The sequence below is a fragment of the Lysinibacillus sp. F12 genome (assembly GCF_057773605.1).
The window spans coordinates 282727-296407 of record NZ_JBYMLP010000002.1 but is presented as its reverse complement, the minus strand read 5'-3'; the positions used below and the strand labels follow the sequence as shown (position 1 = coordinate 296407).

The 13681-nt window shown below is 37.9% G+C and carries 14 protein-coding genes and 1 riboswitch; of the genes, 7 read left to right on the top strand and 7 right to left on the bottom strand.

Annotated features, from left to right (window positions below):
• Positions 1–85: 85 nt before the first annotated feature.
• Positions 86–748 (top strand): transcriptional regulator YeiL, encoded by a 663-nt coding sequence (gene yeiL, locus AC3CH7_RS08460; protein ID WP_031416058.1) that lies wholly within the window; start codon positions 86–88, stop codon positions 746–748.
• 46 nt (positions 749–794) lie between these two features.
• On the opposite strand, the gene AC3CH7_RS08455 is transcribed toward yeiL, so the two are convergent.
• Positions 795–1094 carry a hypothetical protein gene (locus tag AC3CH7_RS08455; RefSeq protein WP_036163751.1) on the bottom strand — a complete coding sequence of 100 codons (300 nt, stop codon included), beginning with the start codon at positions 1092–1094 and terminating at the stop codon, positions 795–797.
• Positions 1095–1377: 283 nt separating this feature from the next.
• Here AC3CH7_RS08455 and AC3CH7_RS08450 point away from each other — a divergent pair, with 283 nt between their 5' ends.
• From AC3CH7_RS08450 to panF, 3 genes are all read left to right on the top strand, one after another.
• On the top strand, positions 1378–2358 hold the full coding sequence (locus tag AC3CH7_RS08450) for a diaminopimelate dehydrogenase (RefSeq protein ID WP_012294638.1): 981 nt from the start codon (positions 1378–1380) through the stop codon (positions 2356–2358).
• 691 nt (positions 2359–3049) lie between these two features.
• Positions 3050–3313 carry a YhdT family protein gene (locus AC3CH7_RS08445; RefSeq protein WP_012294636.1) on the top strand — a complete coding sequence of 88 codons (264 nt, stop codon included), beginning with the start codon at positions 3050–3052 and terminating at the stop codon, positions 3311–3313.
• Positions 3313–4758: a sodium/pantothenate symporter gene (panF, locus tag AC3CH7_RS08440; RefSeq protein WP_036161783.1), complete on the top strand. Its 1446-nt coding sequence runs from the start codon at positions 3313–3315 to the stop codon at positions 4756–4758. The genes AC3CH7_RS08445 and panF overlap by 1 nt, the downstream gene beginning before the upstream one ends.
• 44 nt (positions 4759–4802) lie before the next feature.
• On the opposite strand, the gene AC3CH7_RS08435 is transcribed toward panF, so the two are convergent.
• Complete coding sequence (locus AC3CH7_RS08435) at positions 4803–5573, bottom strand: TSUP family transporter (protein WP_008178734.1); 771 nt, start codon at positions 5571–5573, stop codon at positions 4803–4805.
• Between the two features lie 127 nt (positions 5574–5700).
• Between AC3CH7_RS08435 and AC3CH7_RS08430 the strand changes: the two genes are divergently transcribed.
• A complete protein-coding gene (locus AC3CH7_RS08430; RefSeq protein ID WP_012294634.1) occupies positions 5701–6483 on the top strand; it encodes a TrmB family transcriptional regulator in 783 nt (260 codons plus the stop codon).
• A gap of 21 nt (positions 6484–6504) precedes the next feature.
• Positions 6505–6888, top strand: coding sequence for a hypothetical protein (locus AC3CH7_RS08425; RefSeq protein ID WP_230584417.1), 384 nt, complete (start codon positions 6505–6507; stop codon positions 6886–6888).
• Between the two features lie 45 nt (positions 6889–6933).
• Here AC3CH7_RS08425 and AC3CH7_RS08420 read toward each other — a convergent pair whose 3' ends face one another.
• Positions 6934–7305 (bottom strand): nucleotide excision repair endonuclease, encoded by a 372-nt coding sequence (locus tag AC3CH7_RS08420; RefSeq protein ID WP_025116318.1) that lies wholly within the window; start codon positions 7303–7305, stop codon positions 6934–6936.
• Between the two features lie 202 nt (positions 7306–7507).
• A riboswitch (SAM riboswitch) is annotated at positions 7508–7617 on the top strand.
• 98 nt (positions 7618–7715) lie between these two features.
• Between AC3CH7_RS08420 and metA the strand changes: the two genes are divergently transcribed.
• Positions 7716–8651: a homoserine O-acetyltransferase MetA gene (gene metA / locus AC3CH7_RS08415; protein ID WP_012294631.1), complete on the top strand. Its 936-nt coding sequence runs from the start codon at positions 7716–7718 to the stop codon at positions 8649–8651.
• Between the two features lie 55 nt (positions 8652–8706).
• Here metA and AC3CH7_RS08410 read toward each other — a convergent pair whose 3' ends face one another.
• Genes AC3CH7_RS08410 through AC3CH7_RS08395 form a run of 4 tightly spaced genes read right to left on the bottom strand, consistent with a single transcriptional unit; the run spans position 8707 to position 13663 of the window.
• Positions 8707–10620 (bottom strand): GerAB/ArcD/ProY family transporter, encoded by a 1914-nt coding sequence (locus tag AC3CH7_RS08410; RefSeq protein WP_488381679.1) that lies wholly within the window; start codon positions 10618–10620, stop codon positions 8707–8709.
• Between the two features lie 33 nt (positions 10621–10653).
• The gene (locus tag AC3CH7_RS08405) at positions 10654–10887 is read right to left on the bottom strand and encodes a hypothetical protein (RefSeq protein WP_197148445.1); all 234 of its coding nucleotides are present in this window, start codon (positions 10885–10887) and stop codon (positions 10654–10656) included.
• A gap of 4 nt (positions 10888–10891) precedes the next feature.
• Complete coding sequence (locus tag AC3CH7_RS08400; RefSeq protein ID WP_197223908.1) at positions 10892–12091, bottom strand: Ger(x)C family spore germination protein; 1200 nt, start codon at positions 12089–12091, stop codon at positions 10892–10894.
• Between the two features lie 27 nt (positions 12092–12118).
• Entirely contained in the window at positions 12119–13663 is a 1545-nt protein-coding gene (locus AC3CH7_RS08395; RefSeq protein WP_488381678.1) for a spore germination protein, read from the bottom strand.
• Positions 13664–13681: the final 18 nt, after the last annotated feature.

The following is a 13681-nucleotide window of genomic DNA, read 5'->3' as shown; positions in this document are numbered from 1 at the left end:
CTCCATTTAACTATGTTGAATAATAGCACGTTCATCGCTACAATAATGTGAGATATCTCATATTTTTCAGAGGAGAGAGTAAAAAATGCATATTCTAACAGCTGAAACACGCACCCATTATCTCGAAAAATACCCTATTCATGATTTCTTCTCCTTTGACATTAATCCCTATTTAGAAGTTTGTGAATTTGACAAAGGAGAATGGATTTTCCAGGAAGGCTCTTTTCCAGAGACATTGTATTACATGATTGAGGGTAAGGCGAAGCTCTATATGACGCATAAAAATGGCAAGGTTTCACTCATCGAATATTTAGAGGCACCACGTTTTATGGGGGAGATTGAATTGCTGAATGAGGCAAGATATACAAAGGGCATTCAAACGGTATCTAAGACAATTTGTTACTCCATTACCCAATCATGTAAGGAAAAGTTACTTGCTGACGCTTTATTTTTACGACGACTTTGTGTGTTTTTAGGGGAAAAGGCCACAAAAATAACCTCCAAATATACACAAAATCAGGCATATCCTTTTGAAAGTCGTTTAGCAGCCTTTATTCAATTATCGGCTGATCAAGGTGTTTATAAGGAAAAGCATACAGAGATCTGTGAGTATTTAGGGGTTTCCTATCGCCATTTATTATATGTATTGGCACAGTTTTGTGAGGAGAAAATTTTAGAAAAACGCAAGACAGGCTACCATATTATTGATGAAAAACGTCTCGCACAATTGGCTCAGGAGATTCAGTAGTTGGGGAATTAAAAATAGGTGGAGTATATAAACCGTCGTTCAGACTTCAAATAAAGAAGTCATGGATAGATTTGTTATATTCACTTTTTTTAATGAGCCAGCGAGCAATTTCCTTGCCGCTATAATAAAAGTCTACTTCATTAACCCTGTTTTTTTGGATGGATTTGTCTAAGGTGCTTTCCATAACGTCAAAAGGTAGAACACCGATACTTACATGCTTGTTTGGTAATAAACTTTCAAGCGGCTTCCTTACAGTTTGTATCGTTTCACTGCTTTGGTTTACAGAAAATGTAAGTAGTTCTCCTTGTGCCGTTGTTGTGCTTAATGAGTAACCAGTACTTTTCATTCAACATGCCCCCTTTTGTCGTTACATTTATTGTACAAGACTGGTTCGAAAAATAGCCGTCATTTACAAGTCTTTTACGAAAACTTAAAGGTCCATGGAATATTTAGTAATTTGTAACCGTATTCATACCATCATTGGATGAAAATCATAGAAAACTGATATATATTCTTTCAAAAAAACTCATACTCAAACTATTGTGAATTTTTCTAACACGAAGTATTATTGTAGTTAGATTTAACGTGAAGGTTTTCACAAAGTCACGTAATCGTGAGGAGGAATTTTAATGAGTGCAATTCGAGTAGGTATTGTAGGTTATGGAAATTTAGGTCGTGGTGTGGAATATGCTATATCACAAAATCCAGATATGGAACTAGTAGCAGTATTCACACGTCGAGACCCTTCAACAGTAAACGTAGCAAGCAATGCTAGCGTATATGTAGTAGAGGACGCTGAAAAATTCCAAAATGACATTGATGTTATGATTCTATGTGGGGGCTCAGCAACAGATTTACCAGAGCAAGGTCCACATTTTGCTCAATGGTTTAATACAATTGATAGCTTTGATACACATGCGAAAATTCCTGAATTTTTCGATGCGGTTGATGGAGCAGCTCAAAAATCTGGTAAAGTATCTGTCATCTCAGTTGGTTGGGATCCAGGTTTATTCTCATTAAATCGTCTATTAGGAGAATCTGTATTACCAGTTGGTACAACGTATACGTTCTGGGGAGATGGTCTAAGTCAAGGTCACTCTGATGCAGTTCGTCGTATTGAGGGCGTTAAAAATGCTGTACAATACACTTTACCAATTAAAGAAGCAGTAGATCGTGTACGTAACGGTGAAAATCCAGAGCTAACAACACGGGAGAAACATGCTCGTGAATGCTGGGTTGTGCTGGAAGATGGCGCAGATGCAGCAAAAGTTGAACAAGAAATTGTGACAATGCCTAACTACTTCGATGAATATAATACAACTGTCAACTTCATCTCTGAAGAAGAGTTTAAAGCAAACCACACAGGTATGCCACATGGTGGTTTTGTTATTCGAAGTGGTGATAGTGGTGCAAACGATAAACAAATTCTTGAATTCTCATTAAAACTCGAAAGTAATCCAAACTTCACATCAAGTGTTTTAGTTGCTTATGCACGCGCAGCACACCGTCTGAACCAAGCTGGTGATAAAGGGGCGAAAACAGTATTTGATATCCCATTCAGTCTGCTTTCACCAAAATCAGCGGCTGAATTACGTAAAGAATTATTATAATTACAGAACTAAAACCCGATTATCATTGATTTGATAATCGGGTTTTTTATTTATCTCCATCAAAACTATTAAAATATGGTAAACTGTCAATCATTTAATAACCTGAATTTTTGTAACCTTACACTAACGGAGGTTATCGTTTACATGACAGATATTATCATTGAATCTAAATGTATAGCTCCAAATCCATCCAATTATTGTATTAATCGAGCAACTCTTATGAGAACATTAATAAAATGTCATCAGCATACATGCACACTTATTCATAGTGGAGCAGGATATGGCAAGACAACCATCCTCACTCAATTTCTATACCCGAATCTCGACGTTTTTCTTGGTATAGTATTTCCGATGAAGATGATACAGTTTTACCCTTTTTAAGGCATCTTTTTCTCAGTATACAGCAAATTGTACCTAATTTTGGTCAGACATTTGATACATGGGACCAATTATCTCGCTTTCCAAAATGGAGGAGCTCAATCGCTGGTACAAGCTGTTTATCAATTGCTTATGTAACATAGATAAGCCACTCCTAATTGCTCCGTTGTTGGCTATGAGGATGCCTTTCCAATCATAGGAAAATTAAAATCGTCAATTAAAGCGTAGTAAAGTCAAGGACGCTTATTTGTCCACATCTCTTCCCATCAGACCAACATATCAGTAAAATAGAGTAGGTTAGGGGGATTGTCTTGTGAAAGATCAACGCTTTAAAATTGCGCATCGAGAGGCACTTATTGGAATTGGACTAGTCCTTGTGAACTTTGCGATTTGGTTTGGCTTTGCATATGGACTAGGTGCAGGGGATCCCGCAAATTATTCGTATGTTTTGGGTTTTCCTGCTTGGTTTTTCTATAGCTGTATCGCAGGGACAGGCTTTATGATCCTGCTCGTCTGGATCGTTATGAAGCTCTTCTTTAAAGAGGTTCCATTTGATGATGGGGAGGAGGAGCGCTAATGCACTGGCAAGTTGTATTTCCATTGCTATTATTTCTAATTATTATTTTTGGAATTGGACTCTGGGCCAATAAACATGTTCGCTCCTCTAACTCGTTTCTACAGGAGTATTTCCTTGGTGGTCGAGAAATGGGTGGATTTATTCTAGCGATGACCATGATAGCTACCTATGGTAGTGCGAGCAGCTTTATCGGAGGGCCAGGAGTAGCTTATACGAAAGGACTTGGCTGGGTGCTACTTGCCATGGCACAGCTACCTGCGGGCTATTTTGTCCTGATGATTTTAGGGAAGAAATTTGCTATTATTGCTCGTCGTTACCAAGCTATTACGCTCATTGACTTTTTACGTGAGCGCTATAAAAGCCATGTCATTGTCATTCTGTCTGCTATTAGTATCATTGTCTTTTTATTTTCAGCGATGATGGCACAGTGGGTAGGGGGAGCCCGTTTAATCGAGTCTTTAACAGGCTTACATTACACGGCAGCATTGTTTATATTTGCGATATCAGTATTAGTGTATGTTATCATTGGTGGCTTCCGAGCAGTTGCTTTAACAGATACTGTTCAAGGTACGATAATGGTCATTGGAACTGTTATTTTATTAATCGGAACTATTATTGCAGGTGGAGGCATCGATAAAATTATGTCCTCGCTGGTCGCAGAAAATCCCCATTTCGTATCTCCATTTGGAGCAGAAGGGGATTTAACGCCTCTGTATGTTTCAACGTTTTGGCTATTAATTGGTGTAGGTGTGGTGGGACTTCCCCAAATTGCCGTGCGTGCGATGAGTTATAAAGATTCTAAAAGTATGCACTTAGCGATTATTATTGGTACGATTGCTATTGGGACCATTATGTTTGGGATGCATCTAATTGGTGTGTTAGCACGACCTGTCCTACCTGGCATCGACATTGGTGATAAAGTCATGCCACTCTTAACATTGAAGGTGCTGCCGCCATTTTTAGCAGGGATTGTCTTAGCAGCGCCAATGGCCGCTACCATGTCCACTGTCAATGCATTACTTATGCTAGTAAGCTCTACGGTTGTCAAAGACATCTATCTAAATTACATGAAGCCACAGGCAAGTGATGCCGAAATTAAACGCGCAAGCTTTATTGTAACGACTGTGATTGGCTTAGCAGTGATCGTCTTTGCACTCCATCCACCTGATTTATTAGTGTGGTTAAATTTATTTGCATTTGGTGGGCTTGAGGCAGTCTTTATTTGGACGGTAGTTCTCGGATTATACTGGAGGAAAGCAAACAAATATGGCGCCATTGCGTCCATGATTTCAGGTATGGCTTTATATATTTTCATCGACCGGTTCTATCCGACGGCCTTCGGTATGCATACCGTTACGATTCCAATTGTAGCTTCCCTTATTATTTTTGTAATCGTAAGTCTTGCTACTAGTCATAAATTTAAGGACGAGCACTTCCTCATATAATGTAAAACAACGCCGCAAATTTTGGACTGTGGCGTTGTTTTTTATTAATGAATCATATAATCGTAGGCATTTTTTGCAAGGAGTGTCATTGTCACAATAATAAAAAGCGTCCGGACAAAGCCGCTTCCTTTTTGAATGGCCATTCGAGAGCCAAGCATAGCCCCTCCAATTTGAGCAACCCCCATGACTAAACCATATACATAATGGATTTGACCTAGGTAAGCAAACATACAAACACCTGCCACATTACTTGCTAGATTTAAAAATTTCGCATTTCCTGCCGCCTTTAAAAAATCAAAGCCAACAAGCAAGAAGCTAAAGATTAAAAATGAGCCCGTTCCTGGACCAAGAAACCCATCATAAAATCCAATAGCAAATAATAGCATCATAAATAAAAATAAGTGGGTTTTCGACAGATTTTTTACCGTTGAGACAGCGCCCCAATCTTTTTTAAAGATTGTATAAATCCCAACAGCTGCCAGCATGATAAGCATTAATGGTTTTAGTAGAGCTGGGTTAATTAAATGAACAGTCCATGCACCACATAAAGATCCAATGAAGGCGAGAGGGAAATATTTCAGCACAGATCGAATTTCAAGCTGACCAGAACGGTAAAAGGAAATGGACGAAGTAAGTGAGCCCATTGCGCCTGCTAACTTATTGGTTGCCACAGCGGCGGCTGGATTTAGGCCAACAAACAATAGAGCTGGTAAGGAAATTAAACCGCCACCTCCAACGACTGAATCGATAAATGCCGCCAGAAATCCAAACGAAATTAAAAGTATTAGAATATGTACATCCACATCAAAAACCATGTCTTACACCTCATTTTAATTAGTTACTACTGAAATAGTAACTAATTTATTTGAAGCTGTAAAGCCTAACTTTTTCATTGGCAAATGTTCACAACAGTAGCCTATAATAAAAATATGGAGGGATGATATGGATGAATTAATCGCCCAATTAAAAGAACTGGGATTGACAGAATATGAGGCAAAGGCCTATACAGCACTCGTACAAAATAGTCATGTCAGTGCCTATCAAGTTAGCAAAAACTCTGGGATTCCAAGAGCTAGAATCTATGACATATTAAATGGTCTTGTTGAAAAGGGATTCGTACTGAAAGAGGAAACGGCGGATCAAACGACGTATTCTTCTATTCCTGTCGAGATGTTTTTGCAGCAAATTCAACAGCGCTGGCAATCGAATTTTACATCGATTAGTGATCAGTTAGAAAAACTAGAAATGAAAGAACAGGAAGCGGAATCTAAAGTATTAATGCTAAAAGGGAAGCAGACGATCGTTAATTATTGTCAAACCTTATTAAAAAAAGCAGAGACAAAAGTCATCCTATCGATGTGGGAAGATATGTACGATACCTTACGTGAGGATATTGAAGAGGTATCTCAGCATGTGGAGGTGCATGGCATCACTTTATATGTCGAGGAACATCTAGCATCTATAGACATGCACAGAGCCACACACTATACGAGAAAGACTTCTACACCTCATTGGTTTATTTTATCGGTTGATGGTCAAGAAATGATTTATGGTCACTCGCCATCCAACCAAGAAACCGCATTTATAACGAATGACCCTGTGCATATTTATTTACTAGAGGATTATATTTGGCATGATGTTCTTATCAATAGACTAGTAAAACGCGATGATAATGAATTGGAGGACTGGATTGCTAAAGAACGTAAAGCATTTTTCTTAGAGTAGTTATAAGGGAAGGGGAGCATCTTGAAAAAATGGATGTTGCCAGTATTACTTTATTTATTAATGATGGGTGGATGTGATTCTGCACCGCTGCCGGTTTTTCCTAAGATTCAAGAGCTAACAATCGTTCCTGACCATATCCAACAACATATTATAGCTACAGACAGAATTCAGTTATTGTATGAAGATGACGTGACGTACTATCTTGTCATGTTTTCAAAAGGAAATGTGCTAGCAAGTGTAGCAGCTAATGAAAATAGGTTAGTCATTCATTTCAAGGAAGGAAGCGAGCAAAAGAAAGAAGCTCTACCCTATGTCTATGCCATCAACAAAAGCGCGGAGCTGACTATTATCGAACTGTATATTAACGGCAAAAGCATGCCGATAGATCGTATTACCATGCTGTAATAAAAAACCGAAATCCCTAAAAAGAGATTTCGGTTTTTATTGATATTAATAAAATACTTTATCTACATTGTATTTGGAGCGGAACGTATTAATCGCATACGTTTCATAAATTTCACGTTCCATAGGATCTTCTACTTCATAGACTTCAATTTTGAAGACCTCGTCACGATAGTTTTTCATCGGAGATACATTGTCTTCAAAATGTTTTTTTATGCGTTGGCGAATTTTACGTGCTTTGCCGACAAATAATAACTCATTCTTTTCATTATAAAATAAGAAAATGCCGCCTTTATCACGTGTGATTTTGTGGAAGTCGATGAAACCAAAGTATGGTGTAATTGGGACATCACCTGGTTTTACATCTTGTTCGCGTTGGCGAATAACTACATCTGGTTTTGGAAATTCAATATTAATCAAAGTATTCACGTTCCTCTCTATTACTAAAGATATATGGTAACATAATAGCGGCATGTTTACCATAAAATTTCATGTAGAATAACCATATACAGCAAGCTTAGTGTTCATCAAATGAATGTAGAACATGCATGGGAATAACAAAATATTCTATGAATTATTGATATTCTAACTAGTCCATGTTACAATTCAAAATAATTAAATAATCTTATCAAGAGAAGCAGAGGGATTTGGCCCGATGACGCTTCAGCAACCTCTAACAAATGTTAGAAAGGTGCTAATTCCAGCAAAGGTTTTTCCTTTGAGAGATAAGAGTGAACGTGAAAAAAATCCTTCTCATTCTATCTCATATGGAATGTGGAGGATTTTTAATTTTTTTAGAAAAAGGAGCAAAAAAGAGAGGGGAATGCTAGATGCCAATTAATATTCCGAAAAATTTACCTGCTGGGGAGCATTTACGTGAGGAGAAAATCTTCGTGATGGAAGAGGATCGTGCGAGAACACAGCAAATACGTCCATTAAACATATTAATTTTAAATTTAATGCCCGAAAAAGAAAAAACGGAGCTACAATTATTACGTTTACTAGGAAATACACCATTACAGGTCAATATTACTTTTTTAAACACGGCTACTCATGAATCTAAAAATGTCAGTAAATCTCACTTACAATTATTTTACACAACGTTTAACCAAATTCGTCACCGACGTTATGATGGTATGATTATTACTGGGGCACCTGTAGAAAAAATGCCATTTGAAGAGGTTAACTATTGGCAGGAAATTGCTGAAATTATGGATTGGTCTAAAAAGAATGTGACATCCGTGCTACATATATGTTGGGGGGCACAGGCTGCGTTATATCATCATTATGGAATTGGAAAAATAGAGCTCTCTGCTAAATGCTCCGGCGTTTATTCTCATGTGATTACTGATTTAACAGTGGATTTAGTACGAGGCTTTAGTGATTTATTTACAGCCCCTCATTCTCGCTATACATCTGTCTCGATTGACGAGGTTCGCAATCATCCAGACTTACGCTTATTATCCTATTCAGAGGATGCAGGTGTGTTTATCGTGCAATCTAAAGATAATAAAAACATTATGATTACAGGTCATTTAGAATATGATGCGACAACACTGGCTGATGAATACAGTCGCGATGTTGCCAAGGGCATTGATATCAACGTTCCAGTAAACTACTTCCCAAATGATGATCCAGAAAAGGAACCGATGAATACATGGCGTGCCCATACACATTTATTGTTCTCCAACTGGTTGAACTACTATGTATACCAAGAGACACCATATGAATGGGACTTTGTGGACGAAATTGAATATCATATTTAAATAACAATAAAAAAGTCTAATTTCTTCGCTAAGTAGCTGAAGGAATTAGACTTTGTTATTCTAAATTCTTCTTGTCAGAAACCGTAATATCTGGTTTAGCCTGATGGTTCTGATTGGAATCTGTAGCAGCATCGTTAGTTGGATTATCTTGATTCGCATCCATTTTGTCAGGTTTACTGTGATTATCCTGGTTGGAATCAGTAGTAGCATGGTGAGTCTGATTATCTTGGTTGGAATCACTAGCAGCATCGTTATTTGGATTATTTTGATTGGCATCCCTATTATTAGGTTTCATCTGATTATCCTGGTTGGAATCTGTAGCAGCATCGTTAGTTGAATTATCTTGATTGGCATCCCTATTATTAGGTTTCATCTGATTATTCTGGTTGGAATCTGTAGCAGCATCGTTAGTTGAATTATCTTGATTGGCATCCATTTTATCAGGCTTAGTGTGATTATCTTGGTTGGAATCTGTAGCAACATCGTTAGTTGGATTATCTTGATTGGCATCCATTTTGTCAGGTTTACTGTGATTATCCTGGTTGGAATCAGTAGTAACATCGTTAGTTGGATTATCTTGATTGGCATCCCTATTATTAGGTTTCATCTGATTATCCTGGTTGGAATCAGTAGTAGCATGGTGAGTCTGATTATTTTGATTGGCATCCCTATTATTAGGTTTTATCTGATTATCCTGGTTGGAATCAGTAGTAGCATCGTTAGTTGGATTATCTTGATTGACATCCCTATTATTAGGTTTCATCTGATTATCCTGTTGGGAATCCGTATTAGCAGGATTAGGTTGATTTCCTTGATTAGCATCCGTATTACCCACATCAGTTACTTGCCCCTGATTAGCATTCGCAGCCGCATTCCCTTGTGATTTTCGATTACGTATGACGGCTACAATAAGTAGCAGGATAGGTAATAAAATGGTGAAAATAAATGAATAGATAGGCCAAATTTCATTATTATAATTGTCGGAATGGACAATATCAGGATGAATAATTTGTGAAAGACCAATCATAATGATACCCATTGGTAAGATAAGTGGGCGGTGATCCTTCAGTTTCATAATTTGTGCAATTCCCACAACCGTTGTATAGAAGTACATAAAGGTTCGAATAAAAATAGATGTAATCCACATAAAAGCCATAATAATTTCAATACGCTGTAAAAAGTTGCCGATCGAGATTCTCTGTGCTAAAGCATAGCTAGGAAAAGTTCGGGAAGCCGTATTGGCTGCCCCTAATACAAGTATGCAAAGGGTAATCAATGTTACTAAAACAAATCCACCGAGAATCGTGCCTATGTAAAATCCTTTCTTTGAGGATTGCTGGACATTGACACTGGCAGGGTAAATCATTAATAACATAACTAGGGAAAAAGAAAAGACGCTCATAAAGCGAATAATACTATAGAACAGTGATGTTTTGGATACTTCCATAATTGGTTGTATATTTTCAAACTTAATTTGTGGAGTAATACAAATAATAAAGAAAATAAAAATTAAGATAAACATAGGGAAAAGTATTTCTGCTGAGCGAGCAAAGGTCTCTAAGCCTAAATAGGCAGCATACATAATAATAATGCTAAACAACAAGGCGAATGCCAGTGTGGGTGTTTCTGGCATTACCTCAGTTTTCATAAAAATGCCAATAAAGTATAATAGTTCTCCTCCCGAAAATAGGGTAAGGGACAGAAAACCAATCACTGTAATTTTTCCAAAAAAGCGACCGAAAATTTTTTCATTTGCCTCAATAAAATTCAGTGTGGGTGTTTGGTTGCCTAACGTCAAAAATAATTTCACCACTAGTAAACTAAGAACAACGCCAATGCTTGCAGCAATCCATGCATCCTGCTTACTGGAGCTTGCAATAGTTGAAGGGATAATCAAAATGGCTGTACCGATAGAAAGGAGGGACGTAATGATTGTAAATTGTCTTGAACTAATGACTTCTTTTTCCATTTAACTGTCCTCCCATACATGTCGATGTGTCTACTATTTTGTGAGTGAAACGATAAAATCCTTAATGGGTGTAAAAATAAAAGTTACGAAATCTAAAGGGCTCGGGATATTTATTTTGAGGGCAATACCCATATTAAGTGCTGTCCCAATTAGTAAAAGAATAGAAAAAACAAGAATGGTCTTGGTTTCCTTTTGCTTTTTGAGCTTTGGGATGAATAGTAATGCAATAATGACCGAAATAATGAAGACAGCTACCGCTAATACCATGCTACTATTCCTCCTTTGGCTTTTTTAATAATGAATTTTGCATTGTCCCTAAGCCTTGTGTCGTTACTTTTACACGAACATGGACAGGAAGATCAGGAAAGATAGTTGGCCAATCATTTTTGATTTTTTTCCATTGTTTAGCATCTGCACGATGAAGGGCATCCCCATAGCCTAAAACATCCACTTGGTATTGCTGCTGAATTTTTTCTAACGTTTTTTCAATACGTTCATCGATGCCTTGTGCTGTTTTTTTATTGATATAATCCATCGTTTTATTTTTTGTGAGATTAATATTACATTCGACCTCACCTACATTTTGCTCCACATCTATTTGGACATCAATTTGCGGTTTCCCATTTTGAAATGACCCCTTTACTTTTGTGGAGGATTGCGTAATCTCAGTCGACAGCGTACCTTGTTTGGGACAGTTGACGATTTCAATGGTACTTTGTATTTTGTCACTGAGGAAGCTAATACTTTTACTTTCTCCCTCTGAAAGTAAACCAATGTATCGATCTCCTTTAAAGACAGCCAATCCTGCATATTTTAATAACACAGGAGTTTTAACACGTTGGACGTTTGTTTTATCGGCACCTAATCGTTTGTCCCCGTGAATTTCAATGGCAGAAATCAATGCGCCATTATCCTTTTCGTTGAGCCTCGTGACCAATTCGTCTATATTAATAGCAATTGTAGAGCCCCAAACTTTTTCAGAAACCTTGAGCGAATTTAATATTTTATTAGCAGGCACTTTTTCGATAGGGGTAAGAACATTTAACACTTCCTTAGCTGTAGCCTCATGAGACATAATGACATCGAAATCTTTTCTAAACTCATGGTCTCGTGCAATCAAATCCAATGAATCACTTATTCCTTCTTTGGCGAGGTCTTCACCTAAGACAACTACTTGTAAATGAGCAAAATAGGGTTTCCGTGCAGCAATAGTTGTCATTTTACGAATGGCCTCAAAAATTGTTTCCCCCCTCGAATGATAGCTAATAACTGGGGTGCGCTGAGTGGGAGCTTGTCGCATTGAAACCTCACTAGGATCAACGATTTGAACAGTAATTTCAAATTCGTCCTCTACTTTATCTATTCCAAGCGCTACGACAATGGCTAATTCATTTAATTCACGCTTACTCCAGCAGCCACTTAACAGTAAAGGGAGGATGCATAGTAAGCAAATTGTTTTTACTTTTGCCATATTTCATTCCTCATTTGTTCAGTAGTTTTATTTCCTGCCTGTTCTTGTGACATATTTATGCCCTCTGACAACATTTTTCTGATTCACCAAACGTGGACGTTTTAATAAATGTCTGCGTGGGAGTAATAAAAAAGCATCTTTTTGGTCCTGTATAATGAATGGAGCAAATGGGCTTAAATATGGTACACCAAATGAACGAATGCTGCATAAATGAAGAATAATGACTATAATGCCAAACATTACGCCAAATAGACCGAACATAGCAGCTAAAATCATTAATGGAAAACGCAGTACACGAATCGTATTGGACAACCCATAAGCAGGAAATAAAAAGCTACAAATGGCCGTCAATGCTACAATAATAACCATAACTGCTGAGACCACACCGGCATCTACCGCCGCCTGTCCGATAACCAATGTACCCACGATGGACACCGCTGGACCGATTGTTCGCGGCATTCGAAGCCCTGCCTCTCTTAGTATCTCAAAGGCAAGCTCCATAATAAGTGCTTCTACTACAGCAGGGAAGGGCACGCCTTCTCGTTGTGAAGCAATACTAATGAGCATGGGCGTCGGTAGCATTTCCTGATGAAACGTCGTAATCGCAACATAGAGAGATGGTGCTACCAATGCCAAACTAATACCAAAGAAACGTAAGATACGAATGAGGGAACTAATGATCCAATGTTGGTAGTAGTCCTCCGCAGATTGCAAAAAGGAAGTAAATAATGCAGGCACCACTAAAACAAAGGGTGTTCCATCTACCAAAATGGCTATTTTACCATCTAATAATTCGCCAGCAATCACATCAGGACGTTCGGAGTTATAAACGGTTGGAAACATGGAATTTTTGGAGTCTTGAATAAAATCCTCAATATAGCCACTTTCTAAAATGCCATCGATATTAATGCGGTCTAACCGCGCTAACACCTCTGCAACAATTTTGTCACTGGCGATACCATGTATATACATCACGGCGACATCTGTTTGTGTCACTTCACCAATGACACGGGACTTAATCCAAAGGTTTGGACTTTTTATTTTGCGCCGAATGAGCGCAGTATTAGTGCGTAAAGTTTCAGTAAAGGACTCTCGAGGTCCCCTAATGACGGATTCGGTTGATGGCTCTGTCACAGCTCTGTCTTTCGCACTTTTCGTACTTGTTACAATGCCTTCCGCAAAGCCATCTAATAGAATAACGGTCTCACCATTCAGTATGGCATGATAAAGTGTGGTAAAATACTCGATATTCATCACGTCACCAACAGTTAAATAGGAACTTCGCACATATTGATTTATGGTAGTAATTTCTATTTCTTGTTCTTCCTCAATATTCGCCATTAATTTATCAATGACAGAATCCGAAATCATGGTTTTATCGGATAAGCCATCAATGGAAATAATAGCGAGCCGATGGGGTTCAGCTTCACCAATTGTAATTTCTCGTATAATGATGTCATTGCTATGACCAAGAGTGTTTTGAATGACCTTTATATTTTTGGCAAGGGAAGTATTTAATAAATCGTCCGTTGTAAGGGATGGGGAGGGATCGATCTTGTTTGATATGGACATGCGCTTTCCTCCTCAAAT

Excerpts from the sequence above, each read along its gene's own strand:
- AC3CH7_RS08455 (WP_036163751.1), bottom strand. The coding sequence starts at position 1,094 with ATGAAAAGTACTGGTTACTCATTAAGCACAACAACGGCACAAGGAGAA.
- yeiL (WP_031416058.1), top strand. The coding sequence starts at position 86 with ATGCATATTCTAACAGCTGAAACACGCACCCATTATCTCGAAAAATAC.
- AC3CH7_RS08410 (WP_488381679.1), bottom strand. The coding sequence starts at position 10,620 with ATGGAAAAAGAAGTCATTAGTTCAAGACAATTTACAATCATTACGTCC.
- panF (WP_036161783.1), top strand. The coding sequence starts at position 3,313 with ATGCACTGGCAAGTTGTATTTCCATTGCTATTATTTCTAATTATTATT.
- AC3CH7_RS08400 (WP_197223908.1), bottom strand. The coding sequence starts at position 12,091 with ATGGCAAAAGTAAAAACAATTTGCTTACTATGCATCCTCCCTTTACTG.
- AC3CH7_RS08435 (WP_008178734.1), bottom strand. The coding sequence starts at position 5,573 with ATGGTTTTTGATGTGGATGTACATATTCTAATACTTTTAATTTCGTTT.
- metA (WP_012294631.1), top strand. The coding sequence starts at position 7,716 with ATGCCAATTAATATTCCGAAAAATTTACCTGCTGGGGAGCATTTACGT.
- AC3CH7_RS08395 (WP_488381678.1), bottom strand. The coding sequence starts at position 13,663 with ATGTCCATATCAAACAAGATCGATCCCTCCCCATCCCTTACAACGGAC.
- AC3CH7_RS08405 (WP_197148445.1), bottom strand. The coding sequence starts at position 10,887 with ATGGTATTAGCGGTAGCTGTCTTCATTATTTCGGTCATTATTGCATTA.
- AC3CH7_RS08430 (WP_012294634.1), top strand. The coding sequence starts at position 5,701 with ATGGATGAATTAATCGCCCAATTAAAAGAACTGGGATTGACAGAATAT.
- AC3CH7_RS08450 (WP_012294638.1), top strand. The coding sequence starts at position 1,378 with ATGAGTGCAATTCGAGTAGGTATTGTAGGTTATGGAAATTTAGGTCGT.